The 21,591-nt window shown below is 66.4% G+C and carries 23 protein-coding genes; 15 read left to right on the top strand and 8 right to left on the bottom strand.

Annotated features, from left to right (window positions below):
- Window positions 1-30: 30 nt before the first annotated feature.
- A complete protein-coding gene (locus G342_RS0119140) occupies window positions 31-990 on the bottom strand; it encodes a nucleoside hydrolase (RefSeq protein ID WP_026304616.1) in 960 nt (319 codons plus the stop codon).
- A gap of 323 nt (window positions 991-1,313) precedes the next feature.
- Between G342_RS0119140 and G342_RS0119135 the strand changes: the two genes are divergently transcribed.
- The 4 genes from G342_RS0119135 to G342_RS0119120 all read left to right on the top strand — a co-directional run bounded on the left by G342_RS0119135 (window position 1,314) and on the right by G342_RS0119120 (window position 6,856).
- On the top strand, window positions 1,314-2,813 hold the full coding sequence (locus G342_RS0119135; protein WP_018184780.1) for a phosphomannomutase/phosphoglucomutase: 1,500 nt from the start codon (window positions 1,314-1,316) through the stop codon (window positions 2,811-2,813).
- An 80-nt stretch (window positions 2,814-2,893) separates the two neighbouring features.
- Window positions 2,894-3,907, top strand: a complete 1,014-nt coding sequence (locus tag G342_RS0119130; RefSeq protein ID WP_018184779.1) for an aldose epimerase family protein — start codon at window positions 2,894-2,896, stop codon at window positions 3,905-3,907.
- Window positions 3,908-4,187: 280 nt separating this feature from the next.
- Window positions 4,188-5,447 (top strand): GTP cyclohydrolase II, encoded by a 1,260-nt coding sequence (locus G342_RS0119125; RefSeq protein WP_026304615.1) that lies wholly within the window; start codon window positions 4,188-4,190, stop codon window positions 5,445-5,447.
- 173 nt (window positions 5,448-5,620) lie between these two features.
- Window positions 5,621-6,856: a URC4/urg3 family protein gene (locus G342_RS0119120; RefSeq protein WP_018184777.1), complete on the top strand. Its 1,236-nt coding sequence runs from the start codon at window positions 5,621-5,623 to the stop codon at window positions 6,854-6,856.
- Window positions 6,857-7,013: 157 nt separating this feature from the next.
- Here the strand turns inward: G342_RS0119120 and lspA are convergent, their stop codons facing one another.
- The 3 genes from lspA to G342_RS24695 all read right to left on the bottom strand — a co-directional run bounded on the left by lspA (window position 7,014) and on the right by G342_RS24695 (window position 9,416).
- On the bottom strand, window positions 7,014-7,538 hold the full coding sequence (gene lspA / locus G342_RS0119115; RefSeq protein WP_018184776.1) for a signal peptidase II: 525 nt from the start codon (window positions 7,536-7,538) through the stop codon (window positions 7,014-7,016).
- 71 nt (window positions 7,539-7,609) lie between these two features.
- The gene (locus G342_RS0119110) at window positions 7,610-8,446 is read right to left on the bottom strand and encodes a TrmH family RNA methyltransferase (RefSeq protein ID WP_018184775.1); all 837 of its coding nucleotides are present in this window, start codon (window positions 8,444-8,446) and stop codon (window positions 7,610-7,612) included.
- Window positions 8,439-9,416 (bottom strand): class I SAM-dependent methyltransferase, encoded by a 978-nt coding sequence (locus G342_RS24695; RefSeq protein WP_018184774.1) that lies wholly within the window; start codon window positions 9,414-9,416, stop codon window positions 8,439-8,441. Before G342_RS24695 ends, G342_RS0119110 begins: the two co-directional genes overlap by 8 nt.
- Window positions 9,417-9,595: 179 nt before the next feature.
- Between G342_RS24695 and G342_RS0119100 the strand changes: the two genes are divergently transcribed.
- The 8 genes from G342_RS0119100 to G342_RS0119065 all read left to right on the top strand — a co-directional run bounded on the left by G342_RS0119100 (window position 9,596) and on the right by G342_RS0119065 (window position 15,380).
- The gene (locus G342_RS0119100; RefSeq protein ID WP_026304613.1) at window positions 9,596-10,288 is read left to right on the top strand and encodes an SRPBCC family protein; all 693 of its coding nucleotides are present in this window, start codon (window positions 9,596-9,598) and stop codon (window positions 10,286-10,288) included.
- A 66-nt stretch (window positions 10,289-10,354) separates the two neighbouring features.
- Window positions 10,355-10,843, top strand: coding sequence for a (2Fe-2S)-binding protein (locus tag G342_RS0119095; protein ID WP_018184772.1), 489 nt, complete (start codon window positions 10,355-10,357; stop codon window positions 10,841-10,843).
- Between the two features lie 4 nt (window positions 10,844-10,847).
- Window positions 10,848-11,651: an FAD binding domain-containing protein gene (locus tag G342_RS0119090; RefSeq protein ID WP_018184771.1), complete on the top strand. Its 804-nt coding sequence runs from the start codon at window positions 10,848-10,850 to the stop codon at window positions 11,649-11,651.
- Window positions 11,652-11,822: 171 nt separating this feature from the next.
- Window positions 11,823-12,074, top strand: coding sequence for a (2Fe-2S)-binding protein (locus G342_RS0119085; protein ID WP_018184770.1), 252 nt, complete (start codon window positions 11,823-11,825; stop codon window positions 12,072-12,074).
- A 95-nt stretch (window positions 12,075-12,169) separates the two neighbouring features.
- Window positions 12,170-12,655 (top strand): bacterioferritin, encoded by a 486-nt coding sequence (gene bfr, locus G342_RS0119080; RefSeq protein ID WP_018184769.1) that lies wholly within the window; start codon window positions 12,170-12,172, stop codon window positions 12,653-12,655.
- A 161-nt stretch (window positions 12,656-12,816) separates the two neighbouring features.
- Entirely contained in the window at window positions 12,817-14,031 is a 1,215-nt protein-coding gene (locus G342_RS0119075) for an argininosuccinate synthase (protein WP_018184768.1), read from the top strand.
- Window positions 14,032-14,177: 146 nt separating this feature from the next.
- A complete protein-coding gene (gene irrA, locus G342_RS0119070) occupies window positions 14,178-14,630 on the top strand; it encodes an iron response transcriptional regulator IrrA (RefSeq protein ID WP_018184767.1) in 453 nt (150 codons plus the stop codon).
- Window positions 14,631-14,825: 195 nt separating this feature from the next.
- Window positions 14,826-15,380, top strand: coding sequence for a GNAT family N-acetyltransferase (locus tag G342_RS0119065; RefSeq protein WP_018184766.1), 555 nt, complete (start codon window positions 14,826-14,828; stop codon window positions 15,378-15,380).
- A gap of 68 nt (window positions 15,381-15,448) precedes the next feature.
- Here G342_RS0119065 and G342_RS0119060 read toward each other — a convergent pair whose 3' ends face one another.
- A complete protein-coding gene (locus tag G342_RS0119060; RefSeq protein WP_018184765.1) occupies window positions 15,449-16,039 on the bottom strand; it encodes an SH3 domain-containing protein in 591 nt (196 codons plus the stop codon).
- 193 nt (window positions 16,040-16,232) lie between these two features.
- Between G342_RS0119060 and G342_RS0119055 the strand changes: the two genes are divergently transcribed.
- Window positions 16,233-17,228: a 2-hydroxyacid dehydrogenase gene (locus tag G342_RS0119055; RefSeq protein ID WP_018184764.1), complete on the top strand. Its 996-nt coding sequence runs from the start codon at window positions 16,233-16,235 to the stop codon at window positions 17,226-17,228.
- A gap of 329 nt (window positions 17,229-17,557) precedes the next feature.
- Here the strand turns inward: G342_RS0119055 and G342_RS0119050 are convergent, their stop codons facing one another.
- A complete protein-coding gene (locus G342_RS0119050) occupies window positions 17,558-18,616 on the bottom strand; it encodes a LacI family DNA-binding transcriptional regulator (protein ID WP_018184763.1) in 1,059 nt (352 codons plus the stop codon).
- A gap of 242 nt (window positions 18,617-18,858) precedes the next feature.
- On the opposite strand from G342_RS0119050, the gene G342_RS0119045 reads away from it, so the two are divergent.
- Window positions 18,859-19,038, top strand: a complete 180-nt coding sequence (locus tag G342_RS0119045; RefSeq protein WP_018184762.1) for a hypothetical protein — start codon at window positions 18,859-18,861, stop codon at window positions 19,036-19,038.
- A 42-nt stretch (window positions 19,039-19,080) separates the two neighbouring features.
- Here G342_RS0119045 and moeB read toward each other — a convergent pair whose 3' ends face one another.
- Window positions 19,081-19,830 carry a molybdopterin-synthase adenylyltransferase MoeB gene (gene moeB, locus G342_RS0119040; protein ID WP_018184761.1) on the bottom strand — a complete coding sequence of 250 codons (750 nt, stop codon included), beginning with the start codon at window positions 19,828-19,830 and terminating at the stop codon, window positions 19,081-19,083.
- Between the two features lie 126 nt (window positions 19,831-19,956).
- On the opposite strand from moeB, the gene G342_RS24690 reads away from it, so the two are divergent.
- Window positions 19,957-20,838, top strand: coding sequence for a transglutaminase-like domain-containing protein (locus G342_RS24690; RefSeq protein ID WP_051094362.1), 882 nt, complete (start codon window positions 19,957-19,959; stop codon window positions 20,836-20,838).
- Here the strand turns inward: G342_RS24690 and upp are convergent.
- Window positions 20,800-21,429, bottom strand: coding sequence for a uracil phosphoribosyltransferase (gene upp / locus G342_RS0119030; RefSeq protein ID WP_026304611.1), 630 nt, complete (start codon window positions 21,427-21,429; stop codon window positions 20,800-20,802). The two genes, G342_RS24690 and upp, sit on opposite strands and share 39 nt — an antisense overlap.
- Window positions 21,430-21,591 lie beyond the last annotated feature (162 nt).

Raw genomic sequence — 21,591 nt, 5'->3', positions numbered from 1 at the left:
CGCCGCCGCTCCCTTCCGAGGGCGAACGCCCTAGCCATGCGGGCGGGCGAAAATCTCGGCCAGCATGTCGACAAAGCGCTTGGGATCCGCGTCGAAGGCGACATCGGCATTGGGCTCTCGGTTGCCGCGGAAATGCGTGTCGATCACCGTGCGGCCGACGGTCAGCGCGCCACCCGTCTCGACGTCGACGTGATGGCGGCGCGTCGTCAGGATCGCGGGATCGACCAGATAGGCGACGCAGACGGCGTCATGCACCGGCGCCGTGCCGAGCACATCCATCTTCTGGGCGATGTCGTGCATCTCGATGCGGAAGCGGACGATGTCCGACGTCGCCTGGCCGGCGGGCGTGCCGAGCGCGGCGAGACGGTCGCAATCGGCATAGGAAACCAGCGCCCGGTGCGTCGCGTCGAGCGTCACCAGCGTCACCTTCTCGAAGCCGGCGTTCAGCACGCGGGCCGCCGCTTCCGGATCGGCCCAGATGTTGAACTCGGCCGAGGGCGTCATGTTGCCGATCTCGTGGCCGCCGCCCATGATGATCAGCTCCGGCACGCGCCTGGCGAAATCCGGATCGGCGGCGAGCGCTGCCGCGATGTTGGTGAGCGGTCCGACCGGCATCAGCGCGATCGGATCCTTGGCATTGCGATAGGTCTCGACCAGGTAGTCGACGGCGCCCTTGGCGGCCTTCTTCGACTTCGCCGCCGGCACCGGCAGCGTCTCGACATGGAATTTCGACGCCTGGTCGGTGACGCCACGCGCCACCGGGAAATTGTCGCGCACGAGGGGGCGGTTCGAGCCCTCATAGACCGGAATGTCGGAACGGCCGATATGGTCGAGCACGCGCAGCGTGTTGTCGGTGCAGAACTTGACCTCGACATTGCCGTTGACGGTGGTGACGCCGACCAGCTCGATTTCCGGATGCAGCGCCGCCAGCATGATGGCGACGGCGTCGTCGGTTCCGGTGTCGACGTCGAGAATGAGCTTCTTGGCCACGCGCGGGCACTCCATGCGATCGGGAAGGATCGGATCCAGTAAGGCGGGCGGACGTTAGGGGCGAGCGCGGGGAAGCGTCAAGGCACAGCGGCGAGGTCATGGCGGGGCCGCGTCCATGGCTCCCGGGGGAACCACGCAATCGGCTGTGGGTTTACCCGCCCGACAGGGTCCCGCCGCCTCCGCCCGACATACTGGCGACGCAGTCGCGATCCTATCGTCGGCGCTGCATCCGCACGTTGTCCCTCGGGTTGCGCGGTTGTGGTGTTGATTTGGCAACGATTTCCGCGCCAATCTCCAATCCACCTTTTCGAACGGGAGTTCCCATGTTTCCGACACCGGTGCCCAAGCTCGTCGCCAACACCTACGATTTCGAATCGAAGCCGATGGTGAAGCCGACCGGCTTCCGGGAATATGACGCGCGCTGGCTGTTCGGCGACGAGATCAACCTGATGGGCGTTCAGGCGCTGGGCATGGGCCTCGGCACGCTGCTCGGCGAGATGGGCGTCAAGCGCGAGCTCGTTACAGGCCATGACTTCCGCTCCTACTCGGCCTCGATCAAGCTGGCGCTCGTGACCGGCCTGATGGCGGCGGGCGTCAAGGTGCACGACATCGGCCTCGCGGTGACGCCGATGGCCTATTTTGCCCAGTTCGATCTTGACGTGCCGGCCGTCGCCATGGTCACCGCCTCGCACAACGAGAATGGCTGGACCGGCGTCAAGATGGGCGCGGCGCGGCCGCTGACCTTCGGCCCCGACGAGATGAGCCGGTTGAAGGAAATCGTCCTCAAGGCGAGCTTCGACCTCGCTGGTGGCGGTTCGTATGTGTTCCACGACAATTACCCGGCCCGCTACATGGCCGACATCACCAACCGGCCGAAGCTGAAGCACCCGATCAAGGTGATCGCCGCCTGCGGCAACGGCACAGCCGGCGCCTTCGCGCCGAAGGCGCTGGAGATGATCGGCGCCGAGGTGATCCCGATGGACGCCGAGCTCGACTTCACCTTCCCGCGCTACAATCCGAACCCCGAAGACATGAAGATGCTGCACGCGATCCGCGATGCGGTGCTCGAGCATGGCGCGGCGGTCGGCCTCGGCTTCGACGGCGACGGCGATCGCTGCGGCGTCGTTGACAATACCGGCGAGGAGATCTTCGCCGACAAGGTCGGCGTCATGCTGGCGCGCGACCTCTCGGCGCTGCATCCGAACTCGACCTTCGTCGTCGACGTCAAGTCGACGGGCCTGTTCGCCACCGATCCGGTGCTGATCGCCAACGGCGTCAAGGCCGACTACTGGAAGACCGGCCACTCCTACATCAAGCGGCGGGTGAACGCGCTGAACGCGCTCGCCGGCTTCGAGAAGTCCGGCCACTATTTCTTCAACAAGCCGATCGGCCGCGGCTATGACGACGGCTTGGTCTCGGCCTTCGCCATCCTCGACATGCTCGACCGTAACCCCGGCAAAACCATGGCCGAACTGCGCGACGCGCTGCCGAAGACCTGGGGCTCGCCGACCATGTCGCCGCATTGCGACGACGAGAAGAAATATGGCGTCATCGACAAGGTGGTCGCCCGCTTCCAGGAGAAGCAGGCGAAGGGCGAACTGGTCGCCGGCCAGAAGATCATCGACCTCGTCACCGTCAACGGCGTGCGCGTCGTCAACGAGGACGGCACCTGGGGCCTGGTGCGCGCCTCGTCGAACAAGCCCGAGCTCGTCGTCGTGGTCGAGAGCCCCGTCTCGGAAGCCCGCATGCGCGAGATGTTCAAGGCCGTCGACGAGACGCTGCGCGAAAACCCGGAAGTCGGCGCCTACAACCAGACCATCTGAGCCCATTCGCGACCCTCTCCCGCCGGGGGAGGGTCGATCGACCCATTGCCCCTAACCAACCCTGCTGCGGAGACGTCCCCATGCCTTCCCGCTCCTTCGGCGCCCTGCCGGACGGCACTGCCGTCGATGCCGTCACCATCTCGAACGGCGATCTCACGGCGACGATCCTCACCTATGGCGCGGTCATCCAGGACATCCGGCTCGCCGGCGTTCCCCATCCGCTCGTGCTCGGCTACGACACGATCGAGGGCTATCTGCGCAACCCCAACTATTTCGGCGCCGTCGCCGGCCGCTTCGCCAACCGCATCGCCGGCGGGCGCTTCACCATCGACGGAACGCCGTTCCAGGTCTCGCCCAACGAGGCGCCGAACCATCTGCATGGCGGCTTCAAGGGATTTGGCACGCGCGTCTGGAAGCTGCTTCGCGCCGATGCGTCGAGCGTGACGCTCGGCATCACCGGCGAAGATGGCGACGAAGGCTATCCGGGCAAACTCGATGTCGAGCTGACCTATTCGGTCGACGCGCCCGGCACGCTCAAGACCTCGATCACCGCCACAACCGACAAGCCGACGCCGGTCAATCTGGCCCAGCATAGCTATTTCAACCTCGACGGCGCCGGCACGATCCGCGATCACGTGCTGACGATCCCGGCCGAGACCTACCTGCCGGTCGACGCCGGCAAGATCCCGACCGGCGAATTCCGCCCCGTCGCGGGCACGCCGTTCGATTTCCGCGCCGGCCGCCACGTCGGCGAGGGCAGCGACGGCGTGGTCGACAGCTATGACCACAATTTCGTCGTCACCCGCGCCAAGACGGCGACACCGCATCCGCTGGCACGCCTCGCCTCGAAGAACAGCGGCGTCGCGCTCGACATCCTGTCGACCGAGCCGGGCGTGCAGTTCTATGGCGGCCACATGATCAAGGCGCGGGATGCGGGCCTGAACGGCGAGGTCTATGGCGCCAATGCCGGCCTCTGCCTGGAGCCGCAGCTCTTCCCCGACGCACCGAACCAGAAGGACTTCCCGGACGCGATCCTGCGCCCCGGCGAGACCTATCGCCAGGAGACGCTGTTCTCCTTCAGCCGCACGGGCTGAGAACGGGGCCAATCCTGCCTTCGCATGGCGGTGAGCCGGGAGGACTCTCCTTCGGCTTTGTCGGACTTGGGCGGCTCGCTCCACCCTCCCCCACCCTCGCCGTCATCCCGAGCTTGACCCGGGATCCAGCAGCCGGGTTTCCCGGGGGTGCGGGCCTCCCAGTGCTTCGGCTGCATGGATCCCCGCCTGCGCGGGGATGACGCCGAGGCGACCACGCGAATTTTCTTCCCTTCCGCTGCGTCACGGATCATGCTGGCGTGCTCTTGCAAGCCGTTGGAGCATCATGACGATCAACCGTTCGACGCATATCCGCCTGACCTCGCATCCGGGCGCCCAGGCGCCGGTCCGCTTTCCGATCCATTGGGGCGACCCTGACCCCCGCCGACGCGGCCCGGTCATCGGCACGGTCTCGAACCCTTCCGACCGCAACACCATCGGCACGCATGGCGGCTCCTATTCGCTCTACCGGGCGCTCGCCGTCTCGTCCGGCGCGCTGAACCCGATCCAGCGGCCGGATTTCCGCAATACCTCGCCGGCGGTGACGATCGGCCCGCATCCGCAATGGTCGGAGCCGGGAAGGATCGTTTCGCTCGATCCGTTCGGCCATCTCGCCGCCGACCTGTTCAGCGATCTCATCGCCGAGGGCGTCGACATCCGGCCGACCATCGCCGTCACCAAGGCGCGGCTCACCATGATCGAGCTGCATGAGGCAATCCGGCTGAAGCGCATCCCGATCGACGGCGCCATCGTGCACGAGAATGGCGACGTCTCGGTCACCAAGGCGGCGCTCGATCCGGTCTGGCACCTGCCGGGCATCGCCGCGCGCTTCGGCGTCGCCGAGGAACAATTGCGCCGCTCGCTGTTCGAGCAGACCGGCGGAATGTATCCCGAGCTGGTGACGAGGCCCGACCTCGACCTGTTCCTGCCGCCGATCGGCGGCATCACGCTCTACATCTTCGGCGACGCCGACGCGATCGCCGACCCGAAACGGCGCCTCGCCTGCCGCGTGCATGACGAATGCAACGGCTCCGACGTGTTCGGCTCCGACATCTGCACCTGCCGGCCCTACCTCATCCACGGCATCGAGGAGGCGGTGAAGGAAGCGCAGGCGGGCGGCGTCGGCCTCATCGTCTACAATCGCAAGGAAGGTCGCGCGCTCGGCGAAGTGACGAAGTTCCTCGTCTACAATGCCCGCAAGCGGCAGCAGGGCGGCGACCAGGCGGCGACCTATTTCGAGCGCACCGAATGCGTCGCCGGCGTGCAGGACGCCCGCTTCCAGCAATTGATGCCGGACGTGCTGCATTGGCTCGGCATCACCCGGATTGATCGCTTCGTCTCGATGTCGGACATGAAATACGAGGCGATCACCAGCTCCGGCATCGAGATCCGCGAGCGCGTGCCGCTGCCCGACGCGCTGATCCCGATCGACGCCCGCGTCGAGATGGAGGCGAAGAAGGCGGCCGGCTATTTCAGCGCCGACGCGCCTCCCTCGGCCGACGACCTCGCCCATACCGTCGGACGCTCGCTGGAGAAATACTGAGAGCTCATTCTTCCCCCTCCCCTTGCGGGGAGGGCCGGGGTGGGGGTACCGGCTGTACGCCGGGCGTTTGCCGCCCCAATAAATTCATCGGAGACGACGGCGCAGGTACGCCCTCCCTAGCCCGCCCCAAAAGGGGGAGGGAATTGGAGCGAGGCAATCGCGTCCCCCTGACCATGGAGCTTCCCTTGGCCTCGATCCCTTCCCTCCTCACCGCCAGCGCCGTGCGCGAGCGCGCCAACCGGCTGCTCGATCTCGCCATCACTGGAGAGCTCGACCATTTCACCGTCGATCTCGCAAAGCTTCCGGCGGTTGCCGACTACGTCATCGAGACGATCCGCGAGAACTATCCGGAGCTCGAAATCCCGTTCCATGCGCGCTGGCGCCATTTCGAGGCCGGGCAGATCGACCGCTTCGGCGGGCTGGTCGACGCCGCCGGCATCACCGATCCACTCGTCTTCGGCCGCGCGGCCTACGACCTCGCCATCGTCAGCGTGCTGCTCGACGCCGGCGCCGGCCCCGACTGGCGCTACCACGAGACAGCGACCGGCGAGACGTTCTCCCGCTCGGAAGGCCTCGGCGTCGCGAGCTTCGCCATGTTCGCCTCGGGCCTGTTCTCGCAGGATCCTGCCGATCCGCTCCGCGCTGACGCGGCGGCCCTCGCCGTGCTGGAGGCAAGCGACCTCGCCGAGGGATTCCAGGTCACGCCCGAGAACCCGATGGTCGGGCTCGAAGGCCGGGCCAAGCTCCTGAACGCGCTCGGCCGGGTCGTCGCCGACCGCGCCGACCTGTTCGGCACGGAGGAAGCGCGTCCGGGCGGGCTGTTCGACACGGTGCTCGCCAGCGCCGATGAGGAAGGCAAAGTCTCCGCGCCAAAGATCCTGGAGCTGGTGCTGGAGGCGTTCGGGCCGATCTGGCCAAGCCGACTGCTGCGCGAGGGCGTCGCGCTCGGCGACACCTGGGAGCACAGGAGGCTCACGACCGACGACGCGACCTCGGGCCTGATGCCGTTCCACAAGCTGTCGCAATGGCTGACCTATTCTCTGATCGAGCCGCTGATCTGGACCGGCGTCGAGGTCGTCGATCTCGACGGGCTGACCGGCCTGCCGGAATACCGCAATGGCGGCTTGTTCCTCGATCTCGGCGTGCTGGTGCCGAAGGATTCGTCCGCGACAGGCAAGCGCTGGAAGGCGGGCGACGAGTTCATCGTCGAATGGCGGGCGCTGACGGTGGCGCTGCTCGACCGCACGGCGGCGCTGATCCGCGAAAAGCTCGGGCTCGACGCGGAGGCGTTGCCCTTGGCAAAAGTTCTGGAAGGCGGCACCTGGGCGGCCGGCCGCCGGATCGCCAGGGAAAAGCGCGCCAAGGGCGGCCCGCCGCTCGCGATCGAGAGCGACGGCACGGTGTTTTGAGGGGCTGTTGGCGCAGGCCGCCAGCCGCCCCCTCCCGAAAACGCGAAGGGCGTTTTCGACCTCCCCTCAAGGGGGAGGTTCAGGCAAGAAGCGGCAACTCGCGCCGCGCTCCCTCTTCCGCCTGCGGGAGAGGTTGGGTGAGGGTGGCAGGCCGGGCTCAGCCCGCCTTCTTGCCGCCGTGGAACAGATAGACCCAGGCGAGCAGCACCGGGCCGATCGTCAGGGCGACGTCGGCCAGGTTGAAGACGAAGAAGCCGCGCGCGCCCCAGTGCAGGAACAGGAAGTCGATGACATGGCCGTGCCAGACGCGGTCGATCAGATTGCCGAGCGCGCCGCCGGTGATCAGCGCGAAGGCGGCGGTGCCGAGGCGGCCGCCCTCGGTCGAGCCGCGCCAGACATAAAGCACGACCCCCGTCACGATCGAGGTCAGCACGACCAGCATGACGCTGTCGGCGCTGTCGCCGAGCGAGAAGGCGATGCCGGTATTGTTGACGCGGTAAAGCGCCAGCAAATTCGGCACCAGCTCGATGCCCTGCTGGTAGACCAGATTGGCGTCGGCAATCCATTTCGAAACCTGGTCGATCACCACCGTCAGCGCGATGATCGCGAGGCCGAGCGCCGAGAGCGGCCCCGGAATTCGGGCGGCGGCGGTCTCGGCCTTGATGTCCGTCTCAGGCGTCATCACGGGTTCCGGATTGTTTTCGAGCCAAATGGGCACCGGTTCGCGGCAAGGGCGCGCGCACCGGCAGGATGTCAGAGCTTCAGCTTGTCGCGGCGGATCTCGTAGAGCATCACGCCGGTGGCGATCGCCAGATTGAGCGAATCCGCCCTTCCCGCCTGCGGGATCTTGACCAGGTGATCACAGGTGGCGGCGAGATCCTCCGGCAGGCCGGATTGCTCATTGCCCATGAACAGCATCACCGGCCGGTCATAATCGATCGTGCGATAGTCCGACTTGCCGGAGAGATGCGTGCCGACGACGATGCCGGGCCAGCCCTTCCGCCATGCCTTGAACTCGTCGACGCCCATGCGGGCGAGCTTCATGTGGAAGATCGATCCCATGGTGGCGCGGACCGCCTCGACGCCGAACGGATCGACCGTGTCGCCGACCAGGATGACGCCCTCGGCGCCGACCGCGTCGGCCGTGCGGATGATGGTGCCGAGATTGCCGGGATCCTTGATGCCCTCAAGCGCCACCCAGACGCCAGCGGGACCGGGCCGGATCTCGCTCTTCGGCGTCAGCTTCTGCTCGAAGACGCCGACCACCATCTGCGGATTGTCGCGGCGCGTGATTTTTGAAAGCACCGCTTCCGAGACTTCCAGAACATCACCGCCCCTCGCGTGGGCCGTCGTGGCGACGCGCTTGACGACCGGATGATCCGCGACCTTGGCGCCATAGACGAGAATCTTGATCGGCCAGTCTTCCTCGACCGCGTCGGCGACCAGCTTCATGCCCTCGGTGACGAAGAGGCCGCTCTCCTTGCGGTTCTTCGGCAAGGCGAGGGCGCGGATATCCTTGATCGTCGGATTGGTCAGGCTGGTGATGGTCCTGACCGCGCCGGGCGCGGCAATCGAGGAATGATCAGCCATCGCGGGACCACCTGGAGAAAAGGGACGTGGAGAGGGTGCGGCCGCCGCCTTCCTCGCGGATCAGCAATTCGCCCGATTCGAGCGTGCCCGGCAGGCCGGAAAGCGCCTCGGCCGAGGTCTCGTGGATCGCCATGAACGAGGCGCGGATCGAATAGGCGGAGAGGCAGAGGAACAGCGCATCGTCGGCGAGCAGCTGGCGGCAGAGCGCCATCATCTCGGGCAGGCGCTCGAAGATGTCCCAAACCTCGCCATTCGGGCCGCGGCCGAATTTCGGCGGATCGAGGATGATGCCGTCATATTTCGAGCCGCGGCGCACCTCGCGCTGCACGAACTTCATCGCGTCGTCGACAATCCAGCGCACCGGCAGATCAGCGATCCCCGACATGGTCTGGTTGTCGCGAGCCCAGCCGATCGCCTTCTTCGAGGCGTCGACATGCGTCACCTGGGCGCCGGCCATGGCGGCGACGAAGGAGGCGATGCCGGTATAGCCGAACAGGTTCAGCACCTTCGGCTGGCGCTTGGCGTCGGCGTAGTTCGCCTCGCGGATCTTCTTGCCGAACCAGGCCCAGTGCATCTCCTGCTCCGGGAAGAAGCCGACATGGCGGAAGGCGGTGAAGCGGCCGAGGAAGCGCACCTCGCCCTCGCCGACGGCGCGCGGCAGCGGCCAGGCCATCGGCCAGGTCTCGCCGATCGGCTTCCTGTATTTCCAGCGGCCGTCGGAATCCTCGTCCTTGGCGCCGGTGAAGATCGCGTCGGCGCGATCCCATTCCTCGGCCGAAAGACGCGGCGTCCACAGCGCCTGCGCCTCGGGGCGAACGATCCGATAGGGGCCGTAGCGCTCCAGCTTCCGGCCATGGCCGGAATCGATCAGCGCGTAATCGGGCCAACCCTCGGTCTCGAGCATGACGGGCCAGCGCGAGGCCGGCGTGCTGGTGCCCCGTGCGGGCGGAATGTCGGAAGCGGTCTTCATCGTCGGTTCATAGCGTTCGGCGCGACGAAAGCCAATCGATCCCGACGAGGAACACGCGGCCCGGCTTGCCGTTGCCAGAAGGCCCATGCAAGATGAACCTGCAAGGATCGCTGGCGCGACGACGCGCCGATCAAGGCAGCAGGCAGGTTTGCCAGCCGCCCGACTAGGGACCATGACTGATGGAAATGACGGGCGAATACCGGATCCCCGCCAGGCGCGACGCGGTCTGGCGCGCGCTGAACGATCCGGATGTCCTGAGGGCCTGCATTCCCGGCTGCGAGGAACTGACGCGGACGGCGGAAGACGCCATGAGCGCCAAGGTCGTCGCCAAGGTCGGGCCGGTCAAGGCGACCTTCGTCGGCAATGTCACGCTGACCAACGTCAACCCGCCCGAGAGCTACACGATCTCCGGCGAAGGCAAGGGCGGCGTCGCCGGCTTCGCCAAGGGCGGCGCCGATGTGCGGCTCGCCGAGGATGGCGACGCGACGCTTTTGACCTATGTCGTGAAAGGCCAGGTCGGCGGCAAGCTGGCGCAACTCGGCTCAAGACTGATAGACAGCACAGCCAAGAAGATGGCCGATGATTTCTTCGGCGCATTTGCCACCCGCCTTTCTGGAGACGAGCCGACAATGGCCTCCTCGCTGACCACCCCGACCAGCCCCGATGCCGCCGACGCAGCCGCCACGGAAGAACTGACGGACCGCATCGAGCACAAGATCGACGACGAGGCGCTCGACCTCGGCGAAGTCGCGGAAGAAATCGAGGAAGAAGTCGAAGTCGCCGCGAGCCGCGGCTTCCTCGGCGGCCCCTATGTCTGGGGCCTGCTCGCCCTGCTGGTCGTCATCGTCTTCCTGGCGGTGGCCAGCCGATAAGAACACGACGCGCATGAGGTTTTTCCGGCCGTGCCCACCACAGGCCGCCGGAGAGGGAGGAGTTTCATGACGAGCGTTTCCATCACCGTGAACGGCACGGCGCGAACGGCGGAGGTCGAGGGCCGGACGCTGCTGGTCAACTTGCTGCGCGAGGGCTTCGGCCTGACCGGCACGCATATCGGCTGCGACACGTCGCAATGCGGCGCCTGCGTCGTGCATGTCGACGGCAAGGCAGTGAAATCTTGCACCATGCTGGCGGCGCAGGCCGACGGCGCCACCGTGCTGACGATCGAGGGGCTCGCGCATGGCGACGAGCTGCACCCGGTCCAGGCGGCGTTCCACGAGCATCACGGCCTGCAGTGCGGCTTCTGCACGCCCGGCATGATCATGGCGGCGGTCGACATGATCGAGCGGCACGACGCGCAGCTCGACGAGGCGACCATCCGGCACGAGCTCGAAGGCAATATCTGCCGCTGCACCGGCTATCATAACATCGTCAAGGCGATCCAGGCGGCGTCCGACCGCATGGCCGGCCTGCGCCAGGCGGCGGAGTGATCCGATGTACGAGACCAACTACCACCGCCCGAAGGATCTTGCCGAAGCGCAGAGCCTGTTCGCCTCGGCGGCCGAGGGCCGCTATCTCGCCGGCGGCATGACCCTGCTGCCGACGATGAAGCAGCGCCTTGCCGCGCCGTCCGACCTGGTCGATCTCGGCCGGCTCGAGGCGCTGAAGGGGATCGCCGTCACCACCGACACCGTCACGATCGGCGCCGCCGTCACCCATGCCGAGGTGGCCGGTTCCAGCGAGATCCAGGCCGCCCTGCCGGCGCTCTCGGCCCTTGCCGGCCAGATCGGCGATCCGCATGTGCGCCATCGCGGCACGATCGGCGGCTCCCTCGCCAATAATGATCCCGCCGCCGACTACCCCGCCGCCGTGCTGGCGCTCGGCGCCACGCTGCGCACCACGCAGCGCGAACTGGCGGCGGAAGATTTCTTCCAGGGCCTGTTCACCACGGCGCTCGAGGAAGGCGAGATCCTCGTCTCCGTGAGCTTCCCGATTCCATCCCGGGCGGCCTACGCCAAATTTCCCAACCCGGCCTCGCGCTATGCCATGGCCGGCGTCTTCGTGGCGCGGATGCAGGATGGCGACGTGCGGGTTGGCGTGACCGGCGCCGGCCAGGACGGCGTCTATCGCGAGGCGAGCTTCGAGGCGGCGCTGGCCGGAAATCTCACGCCGGCGGCGCTCGATCCGCTTACGGTCGATCCGGACGGCATGCTCGCCGACCTGCACGGCTCGGCCGCCTACCGGGCCAATCTGGTCAAGGTGATGGCGAAGCGCGCCGTCGCCGCGGCTTCGGGCTGAAGGCCGGGCCGCCATCGAATCGCCGTCCTTGCGGCGAATGAGGTGACGGCGCGGCCGCGTTTCCGGCTGCGACACATCGGAAGGAGGGCCGGCTGCCGGCTGGCGGTCGACCCCGCGGAGTCCTATCTCTGGCGAAACGGAAGCCCACGGAGGCAACCTCAGTCCCCTGCCATGATCGTCTGTTCCTGCAATACCCTCACCAAGGCCCTGATCCTCGAAACCGCCGAGCGCCTGGCGCGCGAGACGCCGGGGCGACCGCTGACGCCCGCCCGCGTCTATCGCGCGCTCGGCATGAAGGCGCAATGCACCGTCTGCTTCGTGCTGGTTCGCCGGCTGCTGGCTGAATCCGGCGCGATCATCACCTGCCCCGAACCGCTCGGCAGCGGCGCCGAGGAAAACGAAGACGTCGCCCTGTTCGGCTGAACGGACGCCCCCGGCCGAAACGGCATCCGCCATTTGACGATCCGGAACTCTGGTTCTATCCTCCAATTTAGAACCATTCCAGAAAGGATGCCGTCATGAAGGGCGATGCCAAGGTCATCGAATATCTCAACCGGGCGCTTCGCCTCGAGCTGACGGCGGTCAACCAGTACTGGCTGCATTATCGGCTGACCGAGGACTGGGGCTACACCAAGCTCGCCAAGAAGGAGCGGGCCGAGTCGATCGAGGAGATGCACCACGCCGACAAGCTGATCGCGCGCATCATCTTCCTCGAGGGCTTCCCCAATCTGCAGGTCCTCGACCCGCTGGAGATCGGCCAGAACATCAAGGAAGTCCTGGAGGCGGATCTGCGCGGCGAATACACGGCGCGCAACTACTACAAGGAAGGCCGCGACGTCTGCCACGCCGCCGGCGACTATGTCTCGATGGCGCTGTTCGAAGAGCTGATGCAGGACGAGGAAGGCCATATCGACTTCCTCGAGACCCAGCTCGACCTGCTGAAGGACCTCGGCAAGGAGCTCTACGCCCAGCTCCAGGCAGCCCCCAGCAACGACGCCGAATAAGCGCACGACGTTCCCCCTGCGGGTTCGCCCGCAGGGGTTCCAGCCGCCCCCGTCTGGCCGGCGGCGCGGCGCTCCGCCGCGCGAAGGGGGCCGTGGTTGCCGCCCCCCGGCGCGCATACTATAAGCGCTGCCATCCTTCACTTCGCGGAAACGGCCTCACAATGTCCGACGTCAAGAAGGTCGTCCTCGCCTATTCCGGCGGGCTCGACACCTCCATCATCCTGAAATGGCTGCAGCTCGAATACGGCGCTGAAGTCGTGACCTTCACGGCCGATCTCGGTCAGGGCGAAGAGCTCGACCCGGCCCGCAAGAAGGCCGAGATGATGGGCATCAAGCAGATCTACATCGAGGATCTGCGCGAGGAATTCGTCCGCGACTTCGTGTTCCCGATGTTCCGCGCCAATGCTCTCTACGAGGGCACCTATCTGCTCGGCACCTCGATCGCCCGGCCGCTGATCGCCAAGCGCCTGGTCGAGATCGCGCATGAGACCGGCGCCGACGCCGTCGCCCATGGCGCCACCGGCAAGGGCAACGACCAGGTCCGCTTCGAACTGTCCGCCTATGCGCTCGATCCCAACATCAAGGTGATCGCGCCCTGGCGCGAGTGGGACTTCAAGTCGCGCACCGACCTGCTCGACTTCGCCGAGAAGAACCAGATCCCGGTGCCGAAGGACAAGCGCGGCGAGGCCCCGTTCTCCGTCGACGCCAACCTGCTGCACTCGTCTTCCGAGGGCAAGGTTCTGGAAGACCCGGCCCAGGAAGCCCCGCCCTACGTCTTCATGCGCACCGTCGCGCCGGAAGACGCGCCGGATGAGGCCACCTATGTCGAGATCGGCTTCGAGAAGGGCGACGCCGTTTCCATCAACGGCGTGCACATGTCGCCGGCGACGATCCTGACCAAGCTCAACGAGCTCGGCCGCGACAATGGCATCGGCCGGCTCGACCTGGTCGAGAACCGCTTCGTCGGCATGAAGTCGCGCGGCATCTACGAGACGCCGGGCGGCACCATCCTGCTTGCCGCCCACCGCGCCATGGAAAGCCTGACGCTCGACCGCGAGGCCGCCCATCTCAAGGATTCGATCATGCCCCGCTATGCGGAGCTGATCTATTACGGCTTCTGGTTCGCCCCGGAGCGCGAGATGCTGCAGGCGCTGATCGACAAGAGCCAGGAGCATGTCGAGGGAACGGTGCGGCTGAAGCTCTACAAGGGCAACACCATCGTCGTCGGCCGCTCGTCGCCGAAGTCGCTCTATTCCGACGCGCTCGTCACCTTCGAGGACGATCGCGGCGCCTATGACCAGAAGGACGCCGCCGGCTTCATCCGGTTGAACGCGCTTCGCCTGCGCACGCTCGCCGCGCGCAAGAAGCTCGTCTGAGGCGTTGGAAGCGAGGCAATTGGCCGCTTCCAACGGTCAGTTGCTAAAGCTTCATTTTAGAGTTAGGTTATTTGGACTGGCCCCGCCGCTGCAAGGTGACGGGGCCGATCCGACGACCTGAACGCTAAGATTTGGACGAACCGCCCATGCGCATGGACATTGTCAAAAAAGCAGCCCGCACGACCGACAAGAAGGCGTCGGAAGTTCGCGTCATGCTGCGGACGGCAGGCCTTCGTCCGACCCGCCAGCGCCTGGCGCTGGCCGAGATCCTGTTCGAGCGCGGCAACCGCCATATCTCGGCCGAGGGCCTGCATGAGGAAGCGATGAACCATCGCGTGCCCGTCTCGCTCGCCACCGTCTACAACACGCTGCACCAGTTCACCGAGGCGGGTCTCCTGCGCGAAGTCGCGGTCGACGGCTCGAAGACCTATTTCGACACCAATGTCGACGACCACCACCACTTCTTCATCGAAGGGGAGAACCGGGTGCTCGACATTCCGCTGTCGACGCTGCGGGTCGAGGACGTTCCGGTTCCGCCCGAGGGCATGGAGATCACGCGCGTCGACATCGTCGTCCGCCTGCGCCGGATCGACAACTGATCCAAGGCCAAGCCGAAATTTCAGAACGCCGCGCCGGCCCAGCCGCGCGGCGTTTTTCTATGGGCCGCTCCGCATAGATACCTGCAGGAAGTGAAAGCCTCAGCCTCAGGGCCGTCACTCAAATGGCCCTGTCATCTCATCCCCGGGGCGCTCGCCGTGAGCGGCTCTTGGACCTCGCTCGACAGGAACCAGCCGATGGCCGGCCTCGTAACACTCGATATCGCCTCCCCCTCTGACCTGCCGCGCTTTCGAGAGGACCTGCAGGCAGCCTTCGTCATCGCGGTCATCGATGCGTTTGGCTCGCTGGAGCATGGGCCGATACCGTCGGACGACGATATCAACGCCTCATTCAACGCCCCCAATGCCGTGGTGCATCGAATTCTTGAGGATGGCCGCTGGGTCGGCGGGGCTGTCGTGCAAATCAATGCCGAAACCCAATGCAATTCTCTGGATTTTCTATTCGTTCGCGCAAGCGAACTTGGTCGAGGGATCGGGCGCAAGGCTTGGCGAGCCATCGAGGCAGCCTATCCGGACACGAAGATCTGGACGACACATACGCCGTACTTCGAGACGCGGAATATCCACTTCTACGTGAACGTATGCGGCTTCCACATTACAGCGTATTTTCACAAGCGTCACCCGGACCCGGGCTTCCCCGGCGAAGCCGAGGAGGATGGCATGTTCCTGCTTGAAAAGCGTTACGCGCCGATACAAGCCCCGGAATTTCAAGCGCCTGCTTCAAAGCCCTGAGCGGGTCATCGATTTCCCTCTCCCGCCTGCGGTCGAGGGATCTGGTTCCTGCTCGAGCCAGGACGGCCTCAGTCGATCGTCTCGTCCGGGTAGACGCCCCAGAGATTGGTCTGCTTGATCCAGCCGCGGAAACGCTTGTCGGTAAGCCGGCACCAGCCCTTGTCGCACTCGGAAATCTGCGACACGACCTTGGGCTGCAGATAGGCGGCGATCTCGGCCGTGTCGTTCGGCGAGACACGGATCGGCAGCGGGTCGCCGTCCTGCCAGGGCGCGACGACGGCGGTGCGCTTGCCGACGAGGAGGCTGTGGAAAACCCAGCCCTCGGTGCCATCGGAATCGCGGATGCGGCGCCAATTGTCGAACTCCTGCACGATCTCGACCGGCAGGCCGGAGCGGGTGAACACCCAGGACACCTTGTAGCCCTGGCCGGGGCCGACACGGACATTGACCCGTCCGGCCTTCAGCGAGACGAAACGCGGCAGCGGCAAGCCGCTCGGGCCGAGCTTCGGCGCGGCGCCGGCGGCGCCCTGGGCGGATGCCGTCTCGTTCGGCTGCAACACGAGCAAGCTGGCCGCGACCATGGCGAGGCTCAGGGACGAGCGGACGGGGCGCGCCTTGCGCAGCCGACGGAACAGTCCCTTGATCGCAGCCGAAATCATTGCCTCGTCACCCCTCTTCTATCGCCCCGCGCTGCGACCGGAAGTTCTTTCCCGTGAGGCCGGCCACCGATACGTTTGTGATCGCCAGGCCGTCTGGTAGAGGATCGAGGGACGCAGCGACGGGGTTACACCAGCCGTCGCGCATAGTGTGACGCTCCATGGTTAAGGAGCTCTCAACGAAGAGGCCGCAACGATGAAGAAGAAGCCGCTGGTCATCGTCACGCGCCGGCTGCCGGACGCCGTCGAGACGCGGATGCGCGAATTGTTCGACACGCGGCTCAACATCGACGACCGGCCGATGACGCCGGCCGAACTGATCGAGGCGGTGAAGGTCGCGGACGTGCTGGTACCGACCGTCACCGACCGAATCGACGGCTCAATTCTCAGTCAGGCGGGGGAGCAGCTGAAGCTGATCGCCAGCTTCTCGAACGGCTTCGACCATATCGACGTCGAGAAGGCGCTGGCGCGCGGCATCACCGTCACCAACACGCCGGGCGTGCTCACCGAGGATACCGCCGACATGACGATGGCGCTGATCCTCGCCGTGCCGCGCCGGCTGGTCGAGGGCGCCCGCGTGCTGACGCCGGACCATGACTGGGCCGGCTGGTCGCCGACCTGGATGCTGGGCCGGCGGATGTCGGGGAAACGGCTCGGCATCGTCGGCATGGGCCGGATCGGCCAGGCGGTGGCGCGCCGCGCCAAGGCGTTCGGCCTGTCGATCCACTATCACAACCGCCACCGGTTGCCGGCCGCGATCGAGGAAGGGCTGGAGGCGACCTATTGGGACAGCCTCGACCAGATGCTCGCCCGCATGGACATCATCTCGGTCAATTGCCCACGCACGCCCGGCACGTTCCACCTGCTGTCCGAGCGCAGGTTGAAGCTGCTGCGGCCGGAAGCCTATGTGGTCAACACCTCGCGCGGCGACGTCATCGACGAGACCGCGCTGGCCCGCCTGCTCGAGACGGGCGCCATCGCCGGCGCCGGCCTCGACGTGTTCGAGCATGAGCCGACCGTCAACCCGAAGCTGGTCCGCCTCGCCGCCAAGGGCAAGGCGGTGCTCCTGCCGCATATGGGGTCGGCGACGATCGAAGGCCGCATCGCCATGGGCGAGAAGGTGCTGATCAACATCCGCGCCTATTTCGACGGCCACAAGCCGCCGGACCGCGTCCTCGCCTCGATGCTCTGAGTCGGCTAAGCGATCGAGGTAAGCCGGATTCGGATTTTTTGGGGCGACGGGCCGGCGGGGAGTTCTCTGCTTTCCCGCTTCCCGACAGGCGAGGCAGGAAGCCTTCCCCCTCCCCCCTGTGGGGAGGGACGGGGTGGGGGGTACCACCTCGGCATGGGAAAACGCGCGTTGACGGGTGTTGCGCCTGCGGAGACGGAGCCGATCCCCCCTCCCTAACCCTCCCCACAAGGGGGAGGGAATTTCCGGGCTTCACCTTGCCTGGCCGGAGACTAAATCCCCGTCATTCTGGCGGAAGCGGAAATCCAAGCTGCCGCCGCTGGAGACGGGCCCTATCTTACCCTCGGCGGCGCCGTCGACTGGCGCACGACCAGCTCGACCTCGACGCGCTCGCGGCGCGGGCCGTCGATGCCCTCGAAGATCATTTCGGCCGCCATCCGGCCCATCTGGGCGATCGGCTGCGCCACGGTGCTGAGCGGCGGATCCGACACCGCGCCCTCGGGCACGCCGTCGAAGCCGATCACCGAGACATCGCCCGGCACTGACAGGCCGCGCCCGCGCAGCCAGTCGAGCGCGATCAGCGCGGCGCGGTCCGACATGCAGAGCAGCGCCGTCGGCGCGCGCCCATCGGCATAGAAATGTTCGAGCGCCGCGATCACCGTCGGCGCGTTGTTCATCGTCTCGAAGACCGACACGCGCTCCGGTGCAACGCCGAATTCCGCCAGCCCGGCGAGATAGCCGCGGATGCGGTCGCGCGAGCCGGAATAGAAGGCGGCGTCGACCTGCTCCGGCGACACGGGACCGACGCGATCGTCGACCAGCTCCAGCGCGACGATGGCGACGTCGCGATGGCCAAGCGCGCCGATATGGCGGGCGGCGGCGCGGGCGCTGTCGAACTCGTCGATGCCGATGGTGGAGATCGTCTCGTCCGGCGCGGCGAGCTGCAGCGCCACGAAGGGCAGCCGGCGCTCGCGCGACAGTTCGACCAGCCGTTCGCCGCCCTCGATGCAGAGCAGAATCAGTCCGTCGACGATGGCGCTCTGGATGTTCCAGGCCAGCTTCTCTTCATTGGCGGCGGAGATCAGCGAGATGCCGGCGCCGCGCAGGTCGCAGGCGGCGGAGATCGACGCCATCATGGCGCGGGCATAGGGATCGGCGAAGAAATAGTCGAGCGTCTCGGTCGTCGCCACGCCGATCGCATTGACCTTGCCGGCTCTGAGCAGCCGGCCCTTCGGATCTGGCCCGGCATAGCCGAGCTCGCGCGCCGCGGCCTCGACCCGTTCGCGCACTTCCGGTCGCACAATCTCCGGGCGGTTGAAGGCGTTGGAAGCCGTGCCCTGCGAAACGCCGGCGGCCTTGGCCACGTCGGACAGCTTGACCACGCGATTCATGTCACTCCGCTCATCTGTCGCCGGAACCTTCCCTGTATAGACGCCCGAGCCCTAACGCCACCACCGGCTGCTCGCCCGGTCTCGGGCCACGCCCGGCGCGACGATATCACAATCTCTTGTATCGGTTCAAATTACGCTTGACGACAGCCTGTGAGCCTCATAGCTTGAAACGGTTCAATCAGCGTGACTCCGCTCATAGATTGAATCGATTCACTCACCATCGTTGACCAGGAGGAATCGCCATGATTCCCGCCAGCTATCTGTTCAAGAGCCTGTATCAGTCCCGCTTCGAGCGGACGCCGCCGGCCGCCGAAGTACCAGATGTCGAGACGCCGCAGGGCGGATCGAGGGACCAGCGCGGCGCGCGCCACCCGGCCGTGCCGTTCCTCGCCATCCTGGCCGGCTTCGGCCTCGGTCGCTGACAAAGGGGCTCGCCCCGCGGTGGACCGGCCTCGCCCCGCCACCTACTTCCGTCGCTTGTAGCGGATCGTCTCGAAGCGCATCGAGAGCGCGTCGACCAGCAGCAGCCGGCCGATCAGCGGCTCGCCGATCCCCAAGATGATCTTCAGCACCTCCGCCGCCTGCAAGCTGCCGAGAATTCCCGTCAGCGCGCCAAGAATCCCCGCCTCGGCGCAGCTCGGCAACAGGCCGGGCGGCGGCGGCTCCGGGAAGAGATCGCGAAAGCGCGGATTCAAGGCGCCCTCGGCATTCGACTCCCAGGGCATCAGCGTCGTCAGCGAGCCGTCGAAGCGGCCGACGGCGGCCGTGACCAGCGGCCGCTCAAGCTCGGCGCAGCGGTCGGCGGCGAGAAAGCGCGTCTCGAAATTGTCGGTGCCGTCGGCGACCACGTCATAGCCGGAAATCAGCGCATCGGCGTTTTCAGCGTCGAGGCGCAGTCTATGCGTCTCGACCACGACATGCGGATTGAGCCGCGCGATCGACGCGCGGGCGCTCTCGACCTTCGGCGCGCCGACCGAGTCGGTGTCGTGGATCACCTGTCGCTGCAGGTTGGAAAGGGCGACGACATCGTCGTCGACGATGCCGATCGTACCGACACCCGCCGCGGCCAGATACTGGATCAGCGGCGCACCGAGCCCCCCGGCGCCCAGAACCAATACGCGCGCCGCCTTCAGCTTCTGCTGGCCGGGACCGCCGACTTCGGCAAGCAGCAAGTGGCGCGCATAGCGTTCGATTTCGTCAGACGAGAACATCATGCCCCGATCTTAGGCATGGACGGCGGCGATGGCGAGATCGCCGTCGCGACGCCGCGCGACGCGACGGAACGTTTCGCTGCATTGCGGCATTGGGAAATGAAACCATTTTTCGAGGAAGCGCCCGCCATGCAGATCCGCATCGGATACGACATCGCCTTCGAATGCCCGCAGCCGACCCCGATGCTGATGATGCTGCGGGTGCATCCGAGCCTCGGCGACCGGGTGATCGAGCATGACTATGTCGCCTCCGAACCGGCGCTGGCGATCGACACCTATCTCGACGGCTTCGGCAATCTGGCCAGCCGCACGGTGCTGCCGGCCGGCCAGACCCGCCTGTGGGCGAGGGGTATCGTCGAATCGGACGGCGAACCTGATCCGATCGCGCCGGATGCCCGCATCCTGCCGGTGCAGGACCTGCCGGAGGAATGCCTCGTCTATCTGCTCGGCAGCCGCTATTGCGAGACGGATCATCTCGGCTTCATCGCCTGGCCGCTCTTCGGCCACCTGCCGGAAAACTGGCAGCGCGTGCAGGCGATCGTCGACTACGTCCACAACCATTTGACGTTCAACTATGCGCTGGCGCGACCAACCCGCACCGCGCTGGAAGCGCATGGCGAGCAGCTCGGCGTCTGCCGCGATTTCGCGCATCTCGCGATCGCGCTCTGCCGGGCGATGAACATCCCGGCCCGCTATTGCACCGGCTATCTCGGCGATATCGGCGTGCCGCGCGATCCAGCGCCGATGGATTTCTCGGCCTGGTTCGAGGCCTATCTGGGCGACCGCTGGTACACATTCGACGCCCGCCACAACAAGCCGCGCATCGGCCGCGTCGTCATGGCGCGCGGCCGCGACGCCACCGACGTGGCGCTGACGAATTCCTTCGGCAACGCCACGCTGGTGAATTTCTCCGTCGTCACCGAGGAGATCGAGCCGTCGTCCGCCGGCAATGCGCCGGGACGGCCGTCCGAGCTACTTGGTGCCGTACATCCGGTCGCCGGCGTCGCCTAGGCCGGGAACGATATAGCCGTGGTCGTCGATCTTCTTGTCGATCGAGGCGGTGAAGATCGGGATGGTCGGGTGCACGGCCTGGAAATTGGCGATGCCTTCCGGCGTCGCCAGCAGGCAGAGGAAGCGGATGTCCTTGGCGCCGCGCTCCATCAGCCGATCGACGGCGGCGATCGCCGAATTGCCGGTCGCCAGCATCGGATCGACGACGATGGTCAGACGCTCGTCGAGCGAATCCGGCGCCTTGAAGTAGTACTCGACCGCCTGCAGCGTCTTCGGATCGCGATAGAGGCCGACATGGGCGACGCGGGCCGCCGGCACGAGATCGAGCATGCCCTCTAGCAGGCCGTTGCCGGCGCGCAGCACCGAGGCGAAGACCAGCTTCTTGCCGGCCAGCGTCGGCGCTTCCATCTCGGTCAGCGGCGTCTCGATCGTCGTCGTCGTCATTTCGAGATCGCGCGTCACCTCGTAGCAGAGCAGCGTCGAGATCTCGCGCAGCAGCCGGCGGAAGCCGGCCGTCGACGTGTGCTTGTCGCGCATGATGGTGAGCTTGTGCTGCACCAGGGGGTGGTTGATCACCGTCACGCCGTTCATCATTGGCCTCTCTTGAACTGGATGGCGCCACCGTAGCGCGCCGTTCCCGCGCTGGAAACCGGTGGCAGCGTCGCGCCGCCCGCGCGCCGCCGCTGTCCCCATCGAACGGCGACTTGTGGCGGGTGGCCTCGCCTCCTATCCTGCCGGTTCCATTCGCACAGG

The sequence above is a fragment of the Kaistia granuli DSM 23481 genome, from assembly GCF_000380505.1.
In the GTDB taxonomy this organism is placed as follows: Bacteria; Pseudomonadota; Alphaproteobacteria; order Rhizobiales; family Kaistiaceae; genus Kaistia; species Kaistia granuli.
The sequence above is the reverse complement of the archived record's forward strand: the minus strand, read 5'-3'. Positions and strand labels throughout refer to the sequence as shown.

Excerpts from the sequence above, each read along its gene's own strand:
- G342_RS0119135 (WP_018184780.1), top strand. The coding sequence starts at position 1,314 with ATGTTTCCGACACCGGTGCCCAAGCTCGTCGCCAACACCTACGATTTC.
- G342_RS0119130 (WP_018184779.1), top strand. The coding sequence starts at position 2,894 with ATGCCTTCCCGCTCCTTCGGCGCCCTGCCGGACGGCACTGCCGTCGAT.
- G342_RS0119120 (WP_018184777.1), top strand. The coding sequence starts at position 5,621 with ATGGAGCTTCCCTTGGCCTCGATCCCTTCCCTCCTCACCGCCAGCGCC.
- lspA (WP_018184776.1), bottom strand. The coding sequence starts at position 7,538 with ATGACGCCTGAGACGGACATCAAGGCCGAGACCGCCGCCGCCCGAATT.
- G342_RS0119110 (WP_018184775.1), bottom strand. The coding sequence starts at position 8,446 with ATGGCTGATCATTCCTCGATTGCCGCGCCCGGCGCGGTCAGGACCATC.
- G342_RS24695 (WP_018184774.1), bottom strand. The coding sequence starts at position 9,416 with ATGAAGACCGCTTCCGACATTCCGCCCGCACGGGGCACCAGCACGCCG.
- G342_RS0119100 (WP_026304613.1), top strand. The coding sequence starts at position 9,596 with ATGGAAATGACGGGCGAATACCGGATCCCCGCCAGGCGCGACGCGGTC.
- G342_RS0119095 (WP_018184772.1), top strand. The coding sequence starts at position 10,355 with ATGACGAGCGTTTCCATCACCGTGAACGGCACGGCGCGAACGGCGGAG.
- G342_RS0119090 (WP_018184771.1), top strand. The coding sequence starts at position 10,848 with ATGTACGAGACCAACTACCACCGCCCGAAGGATCTTGCCGAAGCGCAG.
- G342_RS0119085 (WP_018184770.1), top strand. The coding sequence starts at position 11,823 with ATGATCGTCTGTTCCTGCAATACCCTCACCAAGGCCCTGATCCTCGAA.
- bfr (WP_018184769.1), top strand. The coding sequence starts at position 12,170 with ATGAAGGGCGATGCCAAGGTCATCGAATATCTCAACCGGGCGCTTCGC.
- G342_RS0119075 (WP_018184768.1), top strand. The coding sequence starts at position 12,817 with ATGTCCGACGTCAAGAAGGTCGTCCTCGCCTATTCCGGCGGGCTCGAC.
- irrA (WP_018184767.1), top strand. The coding sequence starts at position 14,178 with ATGCGCATGGACATTGTCAAAAAAGCAGCCCGCACGACCGACAAGAAG.
- G342_RS0119065 (WP_018184766.1), top strand. The coding sequence starts at position 14,826 with ATGGCCGGCCTCGTAACACTCGATATCGCCTCCCCCTCTGACCTGCCG.
- G342_RS0119060 (WP_018184765.1), bottom strand. The coding sequence starts at position 16,039 with ATGATTTCGGCTGCGATCAAGGGACTGTTCCGTCGGCTGCGCAAGGCG.
- G342_RS0119055 (WP_018184764.1), top strand. The coding sequence starts at position 16,233 with ATGAAGAAGAAGCCGCTGGTCATCGTCACGCGCCGGCTGCCGGACGCC.
- G342_RS0119050 (WP_018184763.1), bottom strand. The coding sequence starts at position 18,616 with ATGAATCGCGTGGTCAAGCTGTCCGACGTGGCCAAGGCCGCCGGCGTT.
- G342_RS0119045 (WP_018184762.1), top strand. The coding sequence starts at position 18,859 with ATGATTCCCGCCAGCTATCTGTTCAAGAGCCTGTATCAGTCCCGCTTC.
- moeB (WP_018184761.1), bottom strand. The coding sequence starts at position 19,830 with ATGATGTTCTCGTCTGACGAAATCGAACGCTATGCGCGCCACTTGCTG.
- G342_RS24690 (WP_051094362.1), top strand. The coding sequence starts at position 19,957 with ATGCAGATCCGCATCGGATACGACATCGCCTTCGAATGCCCGCAGCCG.
- upp (WP_026304611.1), bottom strand. The coding sequence starts at position 21,429 with ATGAACGGCGTGACGGTGATCAACCACCCCCTGGTGCAGCACAAGCTC.